Origin of the sequence: Cronbergia sp. UHCC 0137 (genome assembly GCF_034932285.1) — a bacterium.
Lineage (GTDB): Bacteria > Cyanobacteriota > Cyanobacteriia > Cyanobacteriales > Nostocaceae > Cronbergia.
This window is the reverse complement of record NZ_JAYGHC010000002.1, coordinates 35,264-57,817: the sequence shown is the minus strand read 5'-3', so window position 1 is coordinate 57,817 and position 22,554 is coordinate 35,264. Positions and strand designations below refer to the sequence as shown.

Sequence of the window (22,554 nt, the reverse complement as noted above, 5' to 3'; positions counted from 1 at the left end):
CTACTTTCAGGAAGATTTTGGGTGTATCTTTATAATTATTTCTGCATTGCCAAGAAAAAACCCCCAGCCAGTGTTAGCCAGCTAGGGGAGTTTAGTTATCAGGGTGCATCTACCACTTAACTGTTCTTGGTTTAGCTACTATGATCCGGAAAAATTTACCCAAATTTCACTGTCTGTCATTCACCGAAAAAATCTCTGTGGCTGGTAGCTGGGTAGGGGAGTTGGTTATTAGGGTAGAAATAGGTCGCTAGAAATCTGTACAAATTTAATAAAGGGTGTTAAAGTTAACAAAGTATTGCTGCTTTCTTTGACTAAAAACTCTTAGGTCAAAGATTGCTTTTGTTTGTCACAATAAAAAAAGCCCCAGTCAGTGTTAACCAACTAGGGGAGTTGAAGATCAAGGTGCATCTACCACTAAAGTGTTCTAAAACGAAGTAATCCAATCCGGATAAAGTTCTAAGCCTGAAAAAAGCAAAAAAACTCCTATTCAGAAACAATGGGTTGGAAGATGCAATCTACAATATTAATTAGCAAAATTAGAAAAACAAGGCGAAACCTTCGCTGTTAAAACTGTATTTAGAAGCAGGAGAAGTTGTGACCCAGGAATTCCACCTTTCCGTGACTCTGGTAGGGCAAAATGACTACTTGGTGCGGACTGAACACGTCGCGCCTGGGGTACCATTGGCGGAAGAATTGGTCACTTGGCCTGTGGATGAATGGCTAGGTGCTGCGGGAAACTTGATGAATGACCCCTTGCAATTGTTGTTACAGGGGGAGATGTTGGAACAACCTACCGCAGGTATGACGAGAAATGCTGTTAATTTGGTGGCACTGGGTCAAAAACTATATAATGCCTTATTTCAAGGTACTCTCAGGGATAGCTGGATTACTGCCCAAGGTATTGCCCAAAATCATCAACAAGTCCTGCGTCTGCGGTTGGGTCTAAAGGATACCAAGTTGGCAAAGTTACCCTGGGAGGTGATGCACGCAGGCGATCGCCCTCTGGCCACAGGACCATATATTGCTTTTTCCCGCTATCAAACCGGAATATTGACCGGAATGCGGTTGCCTGTACATAATATGCCAACACCACAGGAAGATAGTGTGGTCAAGGTATTAATGATCATTTCTTCCCCCACTGACTTGGTGCGTTTGGACTTACTCAAACAAGAAGCAATTAAACTACAAGCAGAACTACATCGCCAACCTTCCAAATTAGCAGAAGGTAGTAATCATCTCCCGGAAATTGAATTTACTCTACTAGATCAACCAGGAAGGGAAGAATTAACCCAAACTCTAGAACAAGGGCGTTTCCATATTTTACACTATTCCGGCCACAGTAATTTGGGGGCTAATGGTGGAGAAATTTATCTGGTGAGTCACAAAACTGGTTTAACCGAAACCCTGAGTGGAGATGATTTAGCTGGTCTACTGTTGAATAATAATATCCAAATGGCAGTATTTAACTCCTGTTTGGGGGCATACAGGGCTAGACCTCATCCCGATGGAGAAACGGGAGAAGGCAATCTTACAGAAAGTTTGGTCAAAAGGGGAATTAGAAGCGTTTTGGCGATGTCAGAACGGATTCCTGATGAAGTGGCATTGACGTTGACACAATTATTTTACCGCAATTTGAGTCAGGGCTATCCTTTAGATTTGTGTGTGAGTCGGGTACGTCAGGGTTTAATTTCTGCTTACGGTTCTCAGCAAATGTATTGGGCATTGCCAACTTTATATCTCCATCGAGAATTTGACGGTTTTTTAACTCCAGAAATTCCTGTATCTCCCACTGTGGAGTTTGCCAATGAGTATCAGCCTTCTGCCAGGGTAAATACGGCTATTTACTCATCTATGGCAGATGAAGCCGAAATTTCGTTAAATATGTTAGAAGAGGATGACGCAGAAATAGGCTGGTTGGGGGAAGATGCCTGGGAGGATATGAGTGATGGTAATTCGGGCTATGATGACGATGCCGCCTTGGTATCAGACTTGTTTCGGGAGTTAGGTCAGCCATTAGCGACTACTGAAAATACTTCGATGATGGCGGAACTTTTACCGCAGGTACAAGAAAATCAGATTTTAGAAACAGAGTTGACGGTACAGGAACAGGTACCAACTATTCCCAATACCTCAAATTTGCCAGTTCACCCCATACCCACTGTTAGAAAGATTAGTCAGTTATGGCCAATTTTGGCTGTTGTGGCAGCAACTACCTTTGTCGCGATCGCCATTATAATTGGCAGAAATTGGCAGTATAACTCCTCAGTTACCGATATTCCCCCCATTCCTAACTCAAAACTCAGCCAATCTCAAATAGAACCCATAGATTTAGAAATATCGAAGATAGAATTGGTAACTGCTTATGCTACAGAACAGTTAAGTCAAGGGAATATCGAAAAAGGACTAGAGGCCGTTGAAAAACTACTAGATCGTAGTGCATTTAAGGAGGCAGAAACGGCTTTGAGTCTAATTTCTGCAAAGGAAGTAAAAAATCCGGCTGTGAATTTTTTGCGGGGGCGATTAGCTTGGCAGTTAGCCCGGACGGGAAATCAAAAATACAGTGTTGATGATGCCCGACGTTACTGGGAAGTTGCGGTACGGGAAAAACCAAACTCTATATTGTATAATAGTGCTTTAGGTTTTGCTCACTATGCAGAGGGAAATCTCAACCGTGCGAATCATGCTTGGTTGAAGGCTGTGGGTTTAGCACTCAAAAAGGCTGAGAATACAAATTCTCAAAATCAGGAATCTGTCAGTACGTCTATACCTGCTGAGGCTTTAAATTCCTATGCAGGAATAGCCTTGGGTTTATATAAATCAGCTAAGAGTCAATCAGGGTCGAAAGGAGTGCAATATTTGAATAAGGCGATTAACTTGCGTCAAATGGTAATTAGGGAAGAACCGATTAAGTTTACAGTTAATAAGTTACCTCAAAACTGGTTGTGGACAGAAAGTGCGATCGCTGATTGGCGTAATCTTCTCCAAGAAAAGGCTGATGGTGTTTAACCGATGAATTTAAAGTTAAACAAGTATCGCTGTAGTTACAGTGTTAGACAACGAATCTGCTTAGATATATAAAAGAAGCTATTATAAGTCAGGAATCAAAAGCATGAAAAAAGTAGAAGCCATTATCCGTCCCTTTAAGCTGGATGAAGTCAAAATTGCCTTAGTTAACGCTGGGATTGTCGGTATGACTGTTTCTGAAGTTCGCGGTTTCGGGCGGCAAAAAGGGCAAACAGAACGCTATCGTGGTTCAGAATACACAGTGGAGTTTTTACAAAAACTCAAGGTAGAAATCGTTGTGGAAGATAGCCAAGTAGATATGGTAGTTGACAAGGTAATTGCTGCTGCCCGTACTGGTGAGATTGGTGATGGTAAAATATTTATCTCTCCTGTTGATCAGGTTATCCGCATCCGTACTGGAGAAAAGAATACTGAAGCTGTTTAAATTTTAAGGCTTTAGAGGTGGGCTATGCCCACCATATCAAATAATTAGGGTTTGCGGAGAAGGTCTTTTCCTGGATGTAGGGAACTATTAATATATGTCACAAAATCCCCCAATAGCCGTTGAATTTAGGAATGTCACCCTCAGCCGTAGCGATCGCGCTTTAGTCTCCAATCTCAATTTTACCATTTACCAAGGAGAAGCACTAATATTATTGGGACGCAGTGGCAGTGGTAAAACTACAACCATGAAATTAATTAATCGTCTGCTTACACCCACAACAGGCGAAGTTTTATTTAATAACATCCCCACCACTCAATGGAATGAAATTGAACTACGCAGGAAAATTGGTTATGTAATTCAAGAAACTGGATTATTTCCCCATTTTACCGTTGAAAAAAACGTCGGTTTAATTCCCAGTTTAGAAGGTTGGAAACCCAGACAAATTAAAATGCGGGTTCATGAATTATTGGATTTAGTCGGTTTACAACCAGATAAATTTGCAGAACGTTATCCTCATCAACTTTCCGGGGGACAAAAACAAAGAGTAGGAGTAGCTAGGGCATTAGCAGCAGATCCACCTGTATTATTAATGGATGAACCCTTTGGCGCACTTGATCCCATTACACGTTTAGAACTGCAACAAGAATTTCGTAATTTACAACAAAAATTAGGTAAAACAGTCGTTCTTGTCACCCACGATATTCAAGAAGCATTTGTATTAGCATCGCGAATTGGTTTAATGTCTGGAGGAGAATTGATTTTCTTGGATACAATTGCAGAATTTAAGCAATCATCCCATCCAGAAAGTCTAGCTTTCCTTCAATGTTTAAATTCTTTAAGAAATACATGATGAACGATTTATTTTTGATTAAATATGCTCCAGAAATACTTCGTCATAGCCTAGAACACTTGTTCTTAGTAGGTGTTGCCATAATTATTGCCATATTTTTAGGGATTCCTTTAGGGATTTTAATTACCCGCAAAACCAGCTTACGACAACCTATTTTAGCCATAGCAAATATTCTCCAAACTATCCCCAGTTTAGCCCTATTTGGTTTACTAATTCCTGTACCGATCATTGGTGGTATTGGTACAGTTCCAGCAATTGTTGCCCTAACTTTATATTCATTGCTGCCAATAATTCGTAATACTTACGCTGGCATTACTGGAGTTGATCCTGCTATTCGAGAAGCTGGTCGAGGAATGGGAATGACAGATAGGGAATTGTTGTTGCAAGTAGAAATTCCCTTAGCAACCGCAGTGATTTTAGCAGGGGTCAGAGTAGCAGTAGTAATTACCATTGGTGTTGCTACCATTGCCGCAGCCATTGGTGCTGGTGGGTTAGGAGTATTTATCTTTCGAGGAATTGCAGTCGTGAATAATCAATTAATTTTAGCAGGGGCAATTCCGGCTGCATTAATGGCTTTAGCGGCTGATTTAATGATTGGTTGGATTGAGAAAAAATTGACTATTAAAAATTAAATAAAATCATGAAAAAATCTTGGTTAATTTATTGCTTAATTTTGCTATTATCATTTTTAACTGTAGGCTGTCAAAATAATCAAGATAATAGTGGGATTGGGGCTGATATTGTTGTTGCTTCTAAAGATTTTACCGAACAAAATATTTTAGGAGAACTATTAGCCCAACAAATTGAAGCCACAACTAATTTAAAAGTAGAACGTCGTCTTAATTTAGGTGGTACTTTTGTTTGCCATACTGCCATTACCTCTGGTAAAATTGATGCGTATATGGAATATACAGGTACAGCTTTTAATGGCGTTTTACAGCAACAGGTAATTAGTGATCCTCAGATAGTTTTTAATAAAGTCAAAGAATTATATAATCAAAAGTTTCAATTAGAAGTAATGCCTAGTGTGGGTTTTGAAAACACATTTGCAATGATTATTCGGGGTGAAGATGCCAAACGTTATAATATTCAAACTCTCTCGGAAGCTGCTAAATATACACCCCAATGGAAGGCCGCTTTCGGGTACGAATTTATGGAACGGGAAGATGGTTATCGTGGTTTAGCTAAAACCTACGGATTAAGTTTTGCTAAATATCCGCGAATTATGAGTTTAGGTTTATTGTATTATGCTTTGCAGCAAAAGCAAGTAGATTTCATTGTTGCTAATTCTACAGATGGACAAATTGCCCGTTTAGGTTTAGTGGTTCTTGAAGATGATAAAAGATATTTTCCTCCCTATGAACCTGTACCGATTGTGCGACAAGAAACTTTAAAAAAATACCCGCAATTAAAAACAGCGATCGCTCAACTTAGTGGTAAAATTTCCGCAGACGAAATACGCGAGTTAAATTATTTAGTTGAAGGTGAATTGCGTGATATCAAACAGGTTGTACAGGAGTTTCGTCAAACTAAAAATTTCGGCAATTAAATCACCGTATAAGACTTACACTATGGTGGAATATGAGGAACTAAACGCTACTTTTTTATATGATATCCAGTTTTTATCAATCCATGATAAATTAATACAATATAATTGCCTATTGACATAATATGCTAGTTTTGGCATACTAAAATTAGATGAATGAAAAACAAGAAAAACCTCTTAAATGGATTGCAAGTGCATATAAGGATTTAAAGGATTTTCCTGAAGATGTACAGGACGTAATGGGTTATGCTCTTTATTTGGCACAACAGGGTAAAAAACACCCTGATGCAAAACCTTTAAAGGGTTTTTCAGGATCAGGTGTTCTGGAAATTATAGATGATTTTGATGGAGATACATACAGAGCAGTTTACACAGTAAAATTTAAGGGAGTTGTTTATGTATTACATTCCTTTCAAAAAAAATCAAAACATGGTATTGCTACACCAAAACAAGATATAGACTTGATAAAAAAAAGGCTTCAATACGCTGAAATAGACTATTTACAAGAAACTGCTCAAGAAAATGGGGTAAAAAATGAACAGGGATTTTGAAGTTGTTGCTAGTAGTGGAAATGTATTTTCTGACTTAGATTTACCCAATCCTGAAGAAAGATTATTAAAGGCTAAACTAGCATTGAAAATTAGTGAAATCATCACTAACCGCAATTTAACACAAGTTCAAGCTGCTGAAATTATAGGAATAGATCAACCAAAAGTTTCTTCACTAATTAGAGGCAGATTAAATGGATTTTCAACTGACAGATTGATAGCTTATATCAACAAATTAGGTAGTGATGTAGAAATTACAGTTAAGCCTAAACCCGAAAATCAAAAATTTGCTCGTACAACTGTATCTTGCTAATTACCACTAACAAAAAAATGCAATCTATAAAATAAAGCGTGATTGTTCTTACTGCTGTCCGTTCGCTCATTTTAGAAATCCAACAAGGAATTAAGTCTAGAAATTACGCATTGACAAAATTTATTACATAAGGATGATAGATTTTATCTCTTGTAGGGTGTGGTTCGGCAAGCTCACCCTACAGACTACAAAATAAAGCCTGAAACTAGGCAATTTCCTTTATACATATCATCTGCATTTTGTACAGTGCGTCAGATATTAAAAAAATTCGTTATCCTTTATATGAACCGCCCCGGATTTTTGGACATGAAACGGCTGGAACGATCGCCTCTGTAGGTTCTGAGGTGAAAGGGTGGCAAATAGGACAACGGGTAGCGGTGATGCACCATATACCACGTATGCGTTCTGCTTACTGCCTCAACGTTTATCATTAATTATCGTTTCGGATATTGCGTTTAGAGCATATATAAGGATATACTTTTATATATTGATTGGAGTAGTTAAAACAAATGAAAACCATCATACCTGGGCGAAATTCGCCTGTAGAGTCATTTATGGCTCAAGAACAGGAACAGCTATCTATTCAGCACTTGGAAAGTATGCTCCAGCTTGAAGGCTTTCAACCAAAATTAGTAGGAGCAGACGGTCAAGAAATTCCCATTCCCGAATCGCTTTATCAAGTATTACATCAAGCCGTCCATGCGCTGGCATTAGGTAAAGTAATATCTGTAGTTATTCAGGATAGAGAACTTACCACTCAAAAAGCAGCAGACCTACTTAAAGTTTCACGTCCTTACCTGATTAAGTTATTAGATCAGGGTGAAATTCCTTGCATTAGAGTAGGAACACATCGACGTATTCATTTTGAGGATTTGATGAAATATAAAGAACAACGCGATAGTCAGCGTCGGGAAGGAATTAAGCAATTTACTCAATTTTTGGAAGCTGAAGGGTTCTATGATGATGAGAGTAGCGAATTAGATCAGTAAAATGGTACTCTCTGTTGTTTTAGATTCCTGTGTCATCTACCCTATGCCTTTACGTGATACTTTGATGCGTGCTGCTGAGGCAGAGTTATACGAACTTTATTTTTCACAAGAAATTCTGGATGGTGCTACTCGTAACCTTGTAAAAGATGGAAAAATGAAAAATGCTCAGGCAGCAAACTTACAGGAGGAGATCAAAAGATACTTTCCTGAAGCAATGGTGGAAGTGCCAGAGCATTTAGTTGTAAAGATGACAAATAATCCAGATGATCGCCATGTTATTGCTGCTGCTATAGTTGCTAAGGCAGAAGTCATTGTTACTGTTGACATGGATGGTTTTCCTTCAGAAGCTTTAGCTCCTTGGGGTATTGAAGCTTGGCACGCAGATGATTTTCTTGTTTACCTTGATGAGCAAAATCCAGGAACAATGATTAAAATTATTTGGGAGCAGTCTAATCAGCTTAAAGTTCCAAAAAGTGTTCCTGAAATCATTGACAAGTTAGAAACAACTAATTTAAACAGAAAGAATAGAGTACCAAAATTTACTCATACTATTCGCTGCCAATTTTATGGTGATGCAATTGTGCAAACTGCTGAAAAAGCCTTGGAACTGGGTATGCCAGCCCCAGAGGGTGGTAGATGCTACGAGGGAGAAAAGTATCGACTCTGGCAAAAAAGAGAAATTTTAACAATTACTGCTAAAGACAACCGTGGAGAGATTCTTAGGCTTGAGAATGGCGTAATTGGGGGATATCTTTCATCAGCAGATATTGAAGCATTCCAAATCTTTGAACAAAGTTTAGAAGAAGCGAAAAGAAAGAAAGATCAAACTTCATAACCTAATCTGAACCATAAAGTGTTACATCTAGTAACGTTGAACGATGAGAAACCAACGTGAAAGCACAAGTATTTAGAGGCGTAAATCAATTATCCTACGAAGAAATCCCAGTCCCGACACTGGAAACTGATGAGGTACTGGTACAGGTGCGGGTTGTAGGTTTGTGTCAGTCAGATATTAAAAAAATTCGTTATCCTTTATATGAACCGCCCCGGATTTTTGGTCATGAAACGGCTGGAACGATCGCCTCTGTAGGTTCTGAGGTGAGAGGGTGGCAAATAGGACAACGGGTAGCGGTGATGCACCATATACCATGTATGCGTTGTGCTTACTGCCTCAATGATAATTTTTCAATGTGCGATGTCTATAAAAATATCTCAACTACAGCCGGTTTTAACGCTAGTGGTGGCGGTTTTGCTGAATATGTGAAAGTTCCAGGACACATTGTCCAGAATGGTGGCTTAATTCCCATTCCTGATGATATCAGTTTTGAAGAAGCGAGTTTTGTAGAACCAACTAATTGCTGTTTAAAGGCAGTTAAAAAAGCCCAAATTGCACCAGGACAAACTGTTTTAGTCACAGGTGCAGGGCCAATTGGGTTGATGTTTATGATGTTGGTGAAGTATTTTGGTGCAAGAGCGATCGCTACCGACCTCCTACCCTCCAGAATAGAAAAAGCCCTAGAAGTTGGTGCAGAAGCGGCTTTTGATGCCCGTGATCCAGAATTACCAGCCAAAATTCAAGCCCTAACCGGGGGTATGGGTGTAGATGTCACCTTACTAGCTGTTCCCAGTGATAAAGCCTTCTTTCAAGCCCTTGACTGCACCCGCAAAGGTGGAAAAATCCTCTTTTTCGCCGAATTTCCCGATGAATTGACAATTCCCATCAACCCGAATATTCTTTACCGTCGAGAAATTGACTTGATGGGTAGTTATAGTTCATCTTACCGTCTGCAAAGTCTTTCAGCCGATATTGTCTTTAATCATCGGATTGATGTCAAAGCCCTAATTAGCGATCGCTATCCTCTGCAAAATCTATCACAAGCAGTCGAAGTAGCGATCGCCCCCACACCCGAAACTTACAAAATCTTAATTTATCCGTAAATCAACTTGGGATTTTAGATTAATCCTGTACATCCTGAAATCCTGGACATCCTGATTCAGACAAAATATTAATCCTGGACATCCTGATTCAGACAACTTCCCATACCCTATGAACTACGAATTACTACTAGCCTTCTACGTCGCGTGGAATTTGGGAGCAAACGACGTTGCTAACGCCATGGGAACCTCCGTGGGTTCTAAAGCCGTCACCCTCACCCAAGCCATCATCATTGCGGGAGGATTAGAATTTGCAGGTGCTGTATTATTTGGGCAAGAAGTCACAGAAACACTAGGAACAAAAATTGCCAACCCTGACTTATTCGTTACCACACCACAAACCTTAGTCATCGGTATGGTGACAGTATTGATCTCCACCGGAATATGGCTACAAATTGCCACATCACGGGGTTTACCTGTATCCTCATCTCATGCCGTAGTCGGAGCGATCGCTGGCTTTACCTGGGTAGCGCTGGGTATAAATGCCATTGATTGGTCATCCATCGGGTTAATTACCATTGGTTGGATTTTAACACCAATTATTAGTGGAGCGATCGCCGCCGCATTTTACAGCCTGATCCAACGATGGATCTTACAACAACCCGATCCCCTCAGCCAATTACAAGAATGGATTCCCTGGTTAAGTACAATTCTATTAACTGTATTTGGCGTGATAGTTCTCCCCACCCTCACTCAACCCCTGACAAAATTTTTGATTGATCAAGTGGGGTTAAACATCCCCTCCCACGACATCCCCATCATGACAGGTGCAGCAGCAGCCATTGGACTGACATTATATAGTTGGAAAAAACTAACAATCACCCATGACCCATCACCCATTGAAACCATATTTGCTAAATATCAACTATTAAGTGCTTGCTTTGTCGCCTTTGCCCATGGTTCTAATGACGTAGGTAATGCGATCGCTCCCCTAGCCGTCATCTCCTACATCAACCGCACAGGTCACATCCCCAATCATAGCCTGATCATCCCCTTATGGATACTCATCCTGGGAGGTGTTGGTATAGTTGGCGGTTTAGCCGTTTGGGGTAAAAAAGTCATCGCCACCATCGGCGAAAACATTATTTCCTTACAACCCAGTAGCGGATTTTGCGCCGAACTAGCCACCGCCACCACCATTTTATTAGCTTCCCGCTTAGGTTTACCCGTCTCCACCTCCCACGCCCTCGTCGGTAGTGTCGTCGGTATTGGAATGATCCAAAACATCAAATCCCTGCAATTACAAACACTCCAAGGCATCGCTGCCGCTTGGGTAATTACAGTCCCCATCAGTACCGTTTTGAGTGCCTTTATTTTCAGCATCATCCGGATCTTCTAAATTGCTCATGAAAGATGTAGAAAATATCATGAAGATACCAGATTTAGCTATTAAAAATTACCAATGGCAGAAACTCGGTTTCTCCAAATATTTAGATATTTTCAAGTAGAGACTTTCCATGGGTAGGGATTCTCGGCTCTACAAAAATTGTGAAAACAGCCTATTCAATTTACGAGGGGTGTCCTATTCTATGGTTTGACTGTCTGCAAATTAAATCTGCATCAGCTAATAACTCCCAAATTCTGGCATCACTGCTAGAACAAAAGTCTGTTTTTGCTAAATGGCCACTCATTCACTAAAATAATATGTAGGGGATATCAATACCTTATAGTTCCTACAGAAAATATATTAATTACCAATAAACAGACAAATTGTCAAGCCAATTACATTCCTAAGCATTGACGTGTAAGGCTTTGGTAATTACTATTACCACAATCAAAGGTGTGGGTTTTGATTCAATACTTCTCGGTTAAGGAATGTAGAGACGTTCCATGGAAGGTCTCTACAGGGGTTTTCGGTTCACAAATTTGCTTAACCAAGCAGTATTGGGTTTTGATTGGGTTATTTAACAGAAGCTATTTTGACCAAGTGTGATTTTGTCGTTTTGAATACAAAATACCGTATTAAACAAAGGAGCAAAAATAAAGGTTTGCCAACCCCTTGTCTAGAATCACAGAATCGCTTTTAATTGCGTAAGTCTTGTTAAAATTTGCAATTTAGCCGAGCTAGTCCACGGGAAGCAGCTTGATCGTCTTCACGTAGAATCTCGCAACCAAGGTGTTAGAGGTTAGAAAATGATGGGGCGATTTGAAAAGCGACCAGACAACCAACGATCCAGAAGCGACCTACCTAGAGCCGCAGAAAACGCTCTTTGGGATGTGGTGGAGGACTTGGAAAATCTACAACAGAATGTCCTACGGTCATTGCAAGATGACTTAAAGCGGCTAGAAGGCGAAAAAACTCGCTTAATTAAAGATATTCAACGGTTGGCAGCCGAAAAAGAAGAATTAGAGCAGTCACGACAACTTACCGAACAGCAAGTTTTAATCCGTCAGTTAGCCGAAGTTTTAGCCAAACACATATCTTCACAATTGCAATCTTCATTAAACTCTTTAGTTAATCAAACCATTGAAGGTCAATCTTTCCAGTCCTCGCCGTTGAAATCAGCCCAAGTGAATACTAATACCAGTAGCGATATTAGTCAAATGTTCAACAATTTGGATGATAATGTCACCATTGTCTTCAACTCGTTGTTACAGGAACTCAAAAACTATCAAAGTGATCTTTCCCAGCAGTTGTCTAGAATGTACGACCAACAGCAGCAAGGGGAATCAATATTAGTAGAGTTTGTCAATCGCTTACGGTGGGAACTGGAAAGGAGTAAGGAAACAACTGCGCTAAAATTGGTGACAGGTGGAGCGCCGACGGTGTTGCAACTACCAGAACAACCGAAAAACAGTTCTGTAGAAAAATCTCCCCCCAGAGTCATCACCGAACCAACTACTTTTACTCTCCAGGAATTACCAACACCAGAATCAGCAGATGTAACGGTGGCATTACCCCCGAAAACAGAAAATACTTCTGAGCCGATATCTGTTCTGCAAAATGATTTTATCGAAGAACCACCAAAATCTCCACCGCCAGAAACTTCAATAGACCTAGTTTCCGTCCTCAGAACCGACTTTTCTGAACCACCGCCAAAATCTCCACCGCCAGAAACTGCAATTCCGACTGCATCAATTTTTAGAACCGAGTTTTCTGAACAGTCACCAACAGAGATAACAGAACCACCTTCCGTCATCATCCCAGAAGTACCACAGTCAAGACAGGAAATAACACTCCGATCTAAAACCTCACCAACCTCACCCAACTGGTCACAAGTTCAGGTGGGTTTATTGTTGATTGGTTTGTCAACAGTAGTTTCATCTCTCTATAACATAGCTATTAAGACGATTTTTTATAGAAATTCCAATTTGATTGGTGAGTTGGGGACCCAGGGCTTGATTTCGCCAACATTGGGCAATATTTTCTTTATTTTAATGCTGCGATCGCTAGTAGTTGTACCAATTATCCTACTGATAGCTCCCATATTGTATCCCCCAATTTGGCAAGAACTAAAAAATCTCTTTGATCGTCCTCAAAATAACCGGGCTAAAAGTGCTGAAAATACACAGGTTTTATGGTTATCGGTGTTGAGTGGGGGTTTTCTATTTTTGTCTCAGGTACTCATCTACATAGCCATTGGGGAACTGAAAACCGGCATAGCGATCGCTCTATTTTTCATCTATCCAGTTATTAGCACATTCTTGTCATCATTTCTCTGGCGAGAGAATCTTAACATTTTAAGCGGCGGAGCGATCGCCACCATCTTCTGCGGTGAACTATTAATTTTAGGCAGTTCCTCCCTAGATGTCAGCAACACCATCTTAGGAAGTACCACAGGAATCCTATCCGGTATCGCTTTTGGTATTTACGTCATCCTCACCAAATCATCAGCCACCAAACTCCACCCAGTCTCATTTAGTTCCATAAACTTCGTCACCATGCTGATACTGAGCTTAATCTGTCTGATGATTCCCCTACCCACAGGTTGGAATTTAGCCCTTAACTCCATCAACTTACTAGAAATAATTTTAAGTGCATTTATGTTAGGCGTTCTCACCCTATGCAGCTATTTATTGAACAACTTTGGTATTCGCCGACTAGGAGCGCCACTTTCAGCAATAATCGGCGCGGCAGTCCCAGTAATAACAGTCATTTTCGCCGGATTAATCATTCAAGAAAACCTAGATATAGTGCCGATTTTAGGAGTCCTATTAGTAACTTTTGGAGCGGCGGCAATCGGTTTAGAAAAAATGCAAACTCAGATCAAATCTTCTAGTTAAATCAACTAATAAAAAGCTAAAGTCATTCCCACCCTCAGACCCTCAGACCCCTACCCCCTAACCCCCCTAGCCCCTCATTGCTTCACACCACAGTCTATTCCCTACCTATTATCCTAAACTATAACCAGTTGATATTTTCGTGATAAATAATATGTAAAAATTCCCAAAAAAATACATATTGTTTAGTCGAAACTAAAGACATATTTCCAAATAGGGTGTATACTAAATTATTTAAAATAGATTACAGTCCTATAAACTCGTCATACAACTCTGGATGAATATGAGCAACGACATCGATCTGATCAAACAACTTAGTCCCAGTGCAATGGATCAGATCATGCTTTATCTGGCTTTCAGTGCCATGCGGACAAGTGGGCATAGGCATGGGGCATTTCTAGATGCAGCCGCAACAGCAGCAAAATGTGCAATTTATATGACCTATCTAGAGCAAGGACAAAACTTGCGAATGACAGGCCATCTGCACCATCTAGAACCCAAACGAGTCAAAATCATAGTTGAAGAAGTCAGACTTGCCCTCACCGAAGGCAAATTACTGAAAATGCTCGGTTCACAAGAACCCCGCTATCTAATTCAACTGCCCTACGTCTGGATGGAAAAATACCCCTGGATGCCAGGGAGATCCCGCGTTCCTGGAACAAGTCTCACCGGACAAGAGAAAAAACAAATTGAGCAGAAGCTACCCACCAACCTACCTGATGCCCAATTAGTCACCTCCTTTGAATTTCTGGAACTAATTGAATTTCTCCACAAGCGATCGCAAGAAGAACTGCCCCCACACCACCAGATGCCCCTGAGTGAAGCCTTGGCAGAACACATCAAGCGTCGTCTCCTTTATTCCGGCACAGTCACACGTATTGATTCCCCCTGGGGAATGCCCTTTTACGCCCTCACCCGTCCTTTTTACGCTCCCGTAGACGAACAAGAGCGTACCTACATCATGGTAGAAGATACCGCTCGGTATTTCCGCATGATGAGAAATTGGGCAGAACGCAAACCCAAAGCCATGCGCGCCGTAGAAGAACTAGATATCCCTGCCGAAAGAATGGAGCAGGCCATGGAAGAACTAGATGATATTATCCGTAGTTGGGCAGATAGATATCACCAAGATGGAGGCATCCCCATGATTTTACAAATGGTTTTTGGCGACAAAGACGACTAGCCCATCATGAGCAAGGGAACAAAGGGAGGAACAAAAGGCAATTTCTCCCCAATCCCATACTCCCTACACCCTACTTTCTAATTGACAAAAATATTAAGTATAGGGTTAACATTTTCACTACTTAGTAAATATCTTCCATTGCCAAGGTTTTAATTGTTATCAGTAGTGTTCTACTACTTAGGGTTTGATGTTCGCGTAGCGTGCCGTTAGGCATAAAAATCTTTTCATTAGGGCTAGGAGTCAGCACTTCGGCTACGCTCAGTGACCGGAGGAAGAATTAGAAGAAGAGAAGAACAGTAGACCTCTTGCATAAATTCTTTGGTGTCGCCAAGAATATGCTTGAAAAGCTCACGCAATCGCGCAAAGGCGCGAAGAAAATTTGAAAATCAAGACTTTTGCAAGAAGTCTAATTTATATAGCGCATCAATCATAGACTCTTAACTCAAGTTAGAGTATAGTAAATAATCTGTTATTAACTAAGAATATCCTGACAAATTGGTTAGGCTAATGTCATAATAGACTATTTGGGTAAAGTGTAAACAGGATTAAATTAAGGAAACTCATGTCCCGATATAGAGGGCCCCGCCTCAGAATTATACGTCGCTTAGGCGATTTACCAGGATTAACCCGCAAAAGCGCCAGACGCGCTTATCCACCAGGTCAGCATGGTCAAAACCGTAAAAAGCGATCCGAGTATGCTGTCCGTCTAGAGGAAAAGCAAAAACTCCGCTTAAACTATGGTCTAACCGAAAAGCAAATGTTACGTTATGTACGGAAAGCCAGACGTGTAACTGGTTCAACCGGACAAGTATTACTGCAATTGCTAGAAATGCGCTTAGATAATACGGTGTTCCGCATGGGCATGGCTCCCACCATCCCAGCAGCGCGTCAATTAGTTAATCATGGTCACGTCACCGTCAACGGACGGGTCGTAAATATTGCCAGCTATCAGTGCCGTCCCGGTGAAGATATCGCTGTTAGAGATAGAGAAGCATCTAAAAAGTTAGTGGAAGCCAACTTGCAATATCCCGGTTTAGCTAACCTCCCTAATCACCTAGAGTTTGATAAAAACAAATTGGCTGGTAAAGTCAATGGTGTAATTGAACGGGAATGGGTAGCACTCCAAGTCAATGAACTGCTTGTAGTGGAATACTACTCACGTCAAGCATAAACTTCTCTTTGAACCTCCCCCACAGCACACAACTTTAATCCATTTCTCCTCCTCGCTTGCGGGGAGGGGCTAGGGGTAGGATGTGATAGCAACTAACGAGCAGATAAAGCAGCAAATACCCATACTTTTATAGCCAAGTTTGACAGCCTGTCTTTTGACGTAAATAACTTTAGCAAATGACAATTATGAAGGATATTTCACTGAATTAGCTATTGTCGCCGAGGGAACACTAAATGAAAAGAATTCTTTCCGTTATACTGTTAGGCTTAACCATCTTCACTGTAGCCTTCAGTAGCCCAGCTTTGGCAGCAGATTCTGCCAGTGGAGCTAAAGTATTTAGCGCTAATTGCGCTTCTTGTCACGCGGGGGGCAAAAATTTGGTTAACGCTGCTAAAAGCTTAAAGAAAGAGGCTTTGGAAAAGTATGGTATGTACTCAGCCGAAGCCATTATTGCCCAAGTTACCAAGGGCAAAGGAGCTATGCCAACCTTTAAAGGTCGTTTAAAGCCTAATGATCTTGAAAATGTTACTGCTTATGTACTTGAACAAGCAGACAAAGGTTGGAAATAACTCATAATTCAGGATTCACACTCAACACTTTCTACTGATTCGGAAATTGTTGCTTAATCACCTGAGTTTTGACACTCTCCTGGCTATACTAAACAGGGCTTAATCATAAGATTCTGTGGGTAAGGGTTTAGCAGTGCTAAACCCCTACAAATTTGGGTTTTTCGTAATTTTGGAAAAGTCCATATCCCAACTGTTTTTAGTATAATGTCGGGAGAATTTCACCTGCCTCCTGCCTCCTGCCTCCTGCAAGTATGACAGCTTGTCTTTTGACATTGATGACTTTAAACAAGAATACTTACACTTAGTAACTCTTTTTGCTGTGTGTGAGATAACAACGTGAATCAATCTTGTTTTTTGTTCCCATCAATTGCCTTAATTTTATTATCATCCTTTCCTAGTATTGCTGCTCCTAATCAAACTATAAATTCAGATATTCCTACCCTGAGTGAAGTTGAATTACCCAATACTCAAGCTGAATTATTAACTCAAGAATCTCTACCCAGTGAAACTAGGGAAGAAACAGACACAGATTCTAGTGAAGATGCAGATATTGATTTAGAAGTAGTAGGAGAAAAAGATGCTTTACCTGAATCTACTCCCACTTATGTAATTGAAAAGGAAGAAATTCAAAAACAAGGTGCTACTAGCGTCGCTGATGTATTAAAAAGAATGCCTGGTTTTGCCATCAATGATGTTGGTCATGGAGCAGATATTCATACAGGTACATACTATCGCGGAGCATCAATTAATCAATCTGTATTTTTGATTAATGGTAGACCAATTAACACGAATGTCAGCACTTATCATGGTGGAACTGACTTAAATAGTATTCCTGTAGAGAGTATTGAACGAGTTGAATTATATAGTGGTGCTGCTTCCTCTTTGTATGGTTCTTCAGCCTTTGGAGGAATTGTTAATATTATCACCAAAAAAGGTTATAGTCAGCCAAAATTAACTGGTAGTGTGGAATTTGGCTCACTAAACTTGAATAATCAACAGGTGAGTTATAGCGGTTCATCTGATGCGGTAAGATACAATTTCAGTTTTGAAAGGTTTTTTATAGATAACCGTTATCCTGTTCCTGAAGGAGCAGCAAATCGTGATGCTCAAGGGTATTTATTCAATGCTGATACGGCTACTAGCACTTATTTTGGTAGTGTGGGTGTAGATTTAGATCAAAAAAATTCTTTAAATTTAGATGTAACTGCACTTAGTAGCCGTCGTGGTTTAATTTATTTTGGATTTCCCCTACAAAGAGACAGATTAGACCATGATGGTTTGAATGTTGGGTTCTCTTGGAAGACTCGACTGGCTAAAGATGAAAGTTCTAATTTAACCACAAAAATTGGTTATAACCGAGATTACTTTAGCACCTATGGACCAACGGGAGCTACATCTTACCGGACAGGGGTTTTAGATACACAACAAATTACCGCCAGAGTTGACCATGATTGGAAATTGACACCAAATAATCAATTACGTTGGGGATTAGATGTCAAAAATACTGATTTGTATGGTGATGTTTTGAGTTCTGACCCCAATCGACAGGCTAAAAATGAAACGGAAAATCGGAGTGTATTGAATACAGCTTTATTTGCTGTGAATACTTGGAAATTTAGCGATCGCTTGCTGGTAGACTTAGGACTAAGACAAAGCTTTGATGGGCAATTTGGTAGTTATTTTAACCCTAGTCTGGGTTTCCGTTATGGTGTCACACCAAAGGTCGCTGTTCGTGCAAGTTGGGCTGGAGCGCAGAGAAACCCTGGTTTAGATCAATTATATGTTTATGATACAGTTCACGGTTGGGACCCAAACCCAGATTTAAAACCAGAAACAGGATCATCTTGGACTGCGGGAATAGATGTCAATTTTTCCGACAATTTGCAGGGACAATTTACATATTTCGGTAGTAGTTTAGATAATAGACTGGGAATCATTGCTGGTAAATGGGAAAATGTTGGCTTAGTAGATACCAATGGTTTAGAAGCGGCTTTACAATTAAAAATTGCCCGTGAGTGGTCTACCTTTGTTAACTACACTTATACAGATGCCGAAATTAAAACCAGCTTAAATCCCGCAGAAAAAGGTTTACAGTTAGGGCTAATTCCCTACTCTCTATTGCAAACAGGTGTTAGTTACAGCAAAGAAGGATGGCAAGCTAATTTGTACATGACTTATAATAGTGGTTCCCGTAGGGCTATTTTTGCCGATACTAGAAGCAATACCGCCACAGACTTCATCCCATCTTACATAAATTTAGATTTGAGTGGAAGAGTTCCCATCACTAACAATTTAGGGCTGATGGTTTACCTAGAAAACTTACTCGGTGAACAATACGAGCGTGTAAACCGGATTTATAGTCCTGGATTCACCTTTCGTCTGGGGTTAACTGCCAATCTGTAGATTTTGACTGTAGAGATTGTTAAACAACCTCTACAGTTTTCCTTAATCTAATTGAAAATAGGGCAAATTTAATCTAAAAACTCAAATCCTAAATTGCTTAATTTTTGGGTGGTGTCCGTCGTCGTTGGAGAAAATCAGGTATATCCAATGAAGGTTTCTCTTTTGGTTCGGGAGTGGGATTTGGGGTATTAGTCGGTACTTGTGATGCAGGCTTCCTAATAGTAGTGGTTGTAGTAGGTACTGTTCTGGGAGTGATGACATTTTGGGGCGGTGGAGCTTGGATTTCGCCAGTGAAGCCAGTAGCGATGACTGTAATTCTGACTTCGCCTTGGAGTCGATCATCAATTACCGCACCAAAAATAATATTAGCATTGGGATCAACCACTTCGTAAATTGTTTCTGCGGCGGCGTTGACTTCGTGTAGAGTCAGATCGCTACCACCAGTAATATTAAAGACAACTCCCCTAGCTCCTTCAATAGAACATTCTAACAGAGGTGAAGAAATTGCCGCGATCGCTGCTTCCCTAGCTCTAGATTTACCTGAACTTACCCCAATCCCCATCAATGCTGAACCAGCATCTGCCATTACTGCTCTCACATCGGCAAAGTCAACGTTCACCAAACCAGGAATTGTAATAATATCAGAAATACCCTGCACACCTTGACGCAATACATCATCGGCATAGCGAAAGGCTTCTTGGACTGGAGTTTGTTCAGGAATCACTTCTAACAGCTTGTTATTGGGGATGATAATTAGGGTATCAACCCGACTTTTTAAGCCTTCTATCCCTTGTTCTGCTTGGGTGGTGCGTCGTCGTCCCTCGAAAATAAATGGACGTGTCACTACCCCAACGGTGAGAGCGCCCATTTCTTTGGCGATTTCTGCCACAATTGGCGCTGCACCCGTACCAGTTCCACCCCCCATGCCAGCAGTGATAAATACTAGGTCTGCACCTTCTAGCGCCGTCGCAATTTCATCACGGGATTCTTCTGCTGCCTTTTGACCAATGGCAGGATTACCCCCTGCACCTAAACCCCTTGTTAGTTTTTGTCCGATTTGTAACCGACTGGGAGCGCCAGCTAAGGTTAGAGCTTGAGCATCGGTGTTAATTGACCAAAACTCCACCCCACTGACATCCGACTCAATCATTCGGTTAACAGCATTACCACCGCCGCCACCCACACCAATCACCTTAATGTTGGCGACTCGACCCGGTACAATTTCACCAATGCGGTTATTTTCCACCTGAATTTTTTTACTATCGTGATTTTGTCCAAAGTTTAGCCCAGAGTTATTATAGGGACTATTGGAGTTAACTGCTAGAGGAAATCCTGGTTGTCCCGTAGATTGGGAATTTTTATAGTTAAGTTCTTGGTTATGATCAAGTGTCATTGGATTTGTAAAAAAGAGATAAACATCTTATAACAGGTGAAAGGCTAGATATAAATATTTACCTTCACTGTTAGGTTGTATCGGCTTTTTGAGCCAGGGATGGGAATTGGTGATCAATCTTACGACTGTCAGTGTAGTTTTCTTTCTTAATCACTATATTTTCAGGGTTGCCTGGGCATAATTTGTATTATCTCTGACATATATTACTGAAAATAAAAAGTTGGTTCTAACTTGGGAATTGATGACCTTGCCAGATGAGGCGTAGTTTATTACACACTTTAGCAGACTAAAAGCAACTCCACACTTAAAATTTTTGGTAAATTTAAAAATTTCTAAAAAATTGGTTCTAACCGGTTGGGTCTACTATTTTGGCACTAAACAAAGATAATGTCATTTGGGTAGGATTGGTTGATTTTTCCGGTTCATTTGTACTAATGGTGATTCAGGATTTTTGAGGTCGATATATTCTATTTGACTAATATCTAGTTTGGTTGATAAATTACGCATTTGAACGAGAACCTTAATTTGTTCAGGTAATTGGGGACTAGGAACACCAAGATGAACCTGTCCGAGTTCTGTTTGCAAAATTAAATTTGTAGGATTTTGGTAATCAATGACCGTAATCTTCAGGGAACTTTGGCTAATGAGTTCATATAGTTGAGGAAAAAAAGGACGGTATTGTTTTGGAGAACCAATCATTTTGAGACTAGGCAATTTGGTTTTGGGATGAAGGGATGTATATTTTTCCAGAGGCATCCAAACTCCACTGGCATCTATTAAACCTTTTTTGGGGCTATTTTGGGGACATTGGGGGGGTTGGCAAAGGCTGATTTGAGCGATCGCTACTGGAACTCGTTCTTGAATCTCAATGATTAAACCAGGGGGAAATAGACGACGGTTGACCGTTGCTTGGGCGATAATTGGTTGTTGTTTCAAAGATTGAGCGATCGCTGAAGGTTCAACCCGCCACAAAGACTGAGGATAGGTTAGCACCAATAGCGACTCAATTGCTTGCTCTGATAATAATTGCTTGCCTGACTTGATCTCCACTTGAGTGGGAGTTGTCAGCATCCACATTGGTTGGATTACTACCCAAAATAAACCCCCTGCCAATCCACTGATCACAAATGTCCGCCATATCGCCTGAAATATTTTCATTTGCCTTTGCCTACGCAATTTCTTACGTCGCTGGGCTAAATCTGTACGAGAAACCGATCCTATGACAGCCATTCCATCCCCTTGTTGATTTGTTGATCACTAAGGCAATGGTAACTTTTCTATTTTATAAAATGTATAAGTAGTCCGACAAAATTAAATTCATTCGTTGAGAGAGGGAACTCTTAACAGAAAAACCAGTTGTGTAATTAATTCTGTCTCATTACTTAGTCAGCGACTAATAAAAACAAAATATTTTTTTAAAAATACTGTATTTCATCCCCCTTGACAAAACAAATTAAAGTGGTTAAGTTTTATAAATTCTCAACTAATCAGTATCGTTGACTAAACTAAAACCTTTGACAAATCTACCATACAGGTCAAAACCAGAAATTTTTTGAGTCTAGGATATTGAGCAAGTACCAGCATTTTTTAATTAAAAAATTGTTGATCGGGCAAGATTTTTGGAAAAAAGTCAGGAGTCAGGAGTCACAAGTTCCGCGAAGGCATTCCACATAATCCTTACCTAAATTAGGTTTCAGGCATTTTTGACATATTATTTTTTGATGCAGTGTAAAAAACCGGAATCTAGATTTTATAAGGCTTTGAGAATTGTGGTGAGAAATCCGGGCGTAGCGTGCCGTAAGTCATATAAACCTAAAACTTAGATATATCAAGAGTTTGAAGGTGAAAAAGGTGAATCAGGTGCAAGGAATAACCGTTAAAAGTACCAAAAACCTATCACTTGATCAGATTCAAGTATATATTCCTCTTCTTCTAATTCTTCCTCCTGACTCCTGACTCCTGACTCCTGACTCCTGACTCCTGAC

Annotated in this window: 18 protein-coding genes and 1 pseudogene; 17 read left to right on the top strand and 2 right to left on the bottom strand. The window is 40.3% G+C overall.

Features of this window, described 5'->3' with window-relative positions; genetic code table 11:
- Window positions 1-594: 594 nt before the first annotated feature.
- The 17 genes and pseudogenes from VB711_RS01015 (at window position 595) to VB711_RS00935 (ending at window position 19,176) form a co-directional block, all read left to right on the top strand.
- Window positions 595-3,006 (top strand): CHAT domain-containing protein, encoded by a 2,412-nt coding sequence (locus VB711_RS01015; protein WP_323283813.1) that lies wholly within the window; start codon window positions 595-597, stop codon window positions 3,004-3,006.
- A 103-nt stretch (window positions 3,007-3,109) separates the two neighbouring features.
- Window positions 3,110-3,448 (top strand): P-II family nitrogen regulator, encoded by a 339-nt coding sequence (locus VB711_RS01010; RefSeq protein ID WP_323283812.1) that lies wholly within the window; start codon window positions 3,110-3,112, stop codon window positions 3,446-3,448.
- 94 nt (window positions 3,449-3,542) lie between these two features.
- Window positions 3,543-4,298, top strand: a complete 756-nt coding sequence (locus VB711_RS01005) for an ATP-binding cassette domain-containing protein (RefSeq protein ID WP_323283811.1) — start codon at window positions 3,543-3,545, stop codon at window positions 4,296-4,298.
- Entirely contained in the window at window positions 4,298-4,930 is a 633-nt protein-coding gene (locus tag VB711_RS01000) for an ABC transporter permease (protein WP_323283914.1), read from the top strand. The genes VB711_RS01005 and VB711_RS01000 overlap by 1 nt, the downstream gene beginning before the upstream one ends.
- 8 nt (window positions 4,931-4,938) lie before the next feature.
- Window positions 4,939-5,847: a glycine betaine ABC transporter substrate-binding protein gene (locus VB711_RS00995; protein ID WP_323283810.1), complete on the top strand. Its 909-nt coding sequence runs from the start codon at window positions 4,939-4,941 to the stop codon at window positions 5,845-5,847.
- 149 nt (window positions 5,848-5,996) lie between these two features.
- Window positions 5,997-6,395, top strand: coding sequence for a type II toxin-antitoxin system RelE/ParE family toxin (locus VB711_RS00990; protein ID WP_323283809.1), 399 nt, complete (start codon window positions 5,997-5,999; stop codon window positions 6,393-6,395).
- A complete protein-coding gene (locus VB711_RS00985) occupies window positions 6,379-6,705 on the top strand; it encodes a helix-turn-helix transcriptional regulator (protein ID WP_323283808.1) in 327 nt (108 codons plus the stop codon). Before VB711_RS00990 ends, VB711_RS00985 begins: the two co-directional genes overlap by 17 nt.
- Before the next feature lie 251 nt (window positions 6,706-6,956).
- Window positions 6,957-7,127, top strand: a pseudogene (locus tag VB711_RS00980) (alcohol dehydrogenase catalytic domain-containing protein); the annotation flags it as partial.
- Between the two features lie 87 nt (window positions 7,128-7,214).
- Complete coding sequence (locus tag VB711_RS00975) at window positions 7,215-7,694, top strand: helix-turn-helix domain-containing protein (protein ID WP_323283807.1); 480 nt, start codon at window positions 7,215-7,217, stop codon at window positions 7,692-7,694.
- 1 nt (window position 7,695) lies between these two features.
- Window positions 7,696-8,529 (top strand): PIN domain-containing protein, encoded by an 834-nt coding sequence (locus tag VB711_RS00970; RefSeq protein WP_323283806.1) that lies wholly within the window; start codon window positions 7,696-7,698, stop codon window positions 8,527-8,529.
- Window positions 8,530-8,585: 56 nt separating this feature from the next.
- Window positions 8,586-9,632 (top strand): zinc-dependent dehydrogenase, encoded by a 1,047-nt coding sequence (locus tag VB711_RS00965; RefSeq protein WP_323283805.1) that lies wholly within the window; start codon window positions 8,586-8,588, stop codon window positions 9,630-9,632.
- A 109-nt stretch (window positions 9,633-9,741) separates the two neighbouring features.
- Window positions 9,742-10,968 (top strand): anion permease, encoded by a 1,227-nt coding sequence (locus tag VB711_RS00960; protein ID WP_323283804.1) that lies wholly within the window; start codon window positions 9,742-9,744, stop codon window positions 10,966-10,968.
- 794 nt (window positions 10,969-11,762) lie between these two features.
- On the top strand, window positions 11,763-13,853 hold the full coding sequence (locus VB711_RS00955) for an EamA family transporter (RefSeq protein ID WP_323283803.1): 2,091 nt from the start codon (window positions 11,763-11,765) through the stop codon (window positions 13,851-13,853).
- Between the two features lie 280 nt (window positions 13,854-14,133).
- On the top strand, window positions 14,134-15,033 hold the full coding sequence (hetR, locus tag VB711_RS00950) for a heterocyst differentiation master regulator HetR (RefSeq protein WP_323283802.1): 900 nt from the start codon (window positions 14,134-14,136) through the stop codon (window positions 15,031-15,033).
- 562 nt (window positions 15,034-15,595) lie between these two features.
- Window positions 15,596-16,204 carry a 30S ribosomal protein S4 gene (gene rpsD / locus VB711_RS00945; RefSeq protein ID WP_323283801.1) on the top strand — a complete coding sequence of 203 codons (609 nt, stop codon included), beginning with the start codon at window positions 15,596-15,598 and terminating at the stop codon, window positions 16,202-16,204.
- Between the two features lie 233 nt (window positions 16,205-16,437).
- On the top strand, window positions 16,438-16,773 hold the full coding sequence (petJ, locus tag VB711_RS00940; protein ID WP_323283800.1) for a cytochrome c6 PetJ: 336 nt from the start codon (window positions 16,438-16,440) through the stop codon (window positions 16,771-16,773).
- Between the two features lie 336 nt (window positions 16,774-17,109).
- Window positions 17,110-19,176: a TonB-dependent receptor plug domain-containing protein gene (locus VB711_RS00935; protein WP_323283799.1), complete on the top strand. Its 2,067-nt coding sequence runs from the start codon at window positions 17,110-17,112 to the stop codon at window positions 19,174-19,176.
- A gap of 97 nt (window positions 19,177-19,273) precedes the next feature.
- On the opposite strand, the gene ftsZ is transcribed toward VB711_RS00935, so the two are convergent.
- Both ftsZ and VB711_RS00925 read right to left on the bottom strand, forming a co-directional pair.
- Window positions 19,274-20,569, bottom strand: coding sequence for a cell division protein FtsZ (ftsZ, locus tag VB711_RS00930; protein ID WP_323283798.1), 1,296 nt, complete (start codon window positions 20,567-20,569; stop codon window positions 19,274-19,276).
- Between the two features lie 390 nt (window positions 20,570-20,959).
- Window positions 20,960-21,799: a cell division protein FtsQ/DivIB gene (locus VB711_RS00925; RefSeq protein WP_323283797.1), complete on the bottom strand. Its 840-nt coding sequence runs from the start codon at window positions 21,797-21,799 to the stop codon at window positions 20,960-20,962.
- Between the last annotated feature and the right edge of the window lie 755 nt (window positions 21,800-22,554).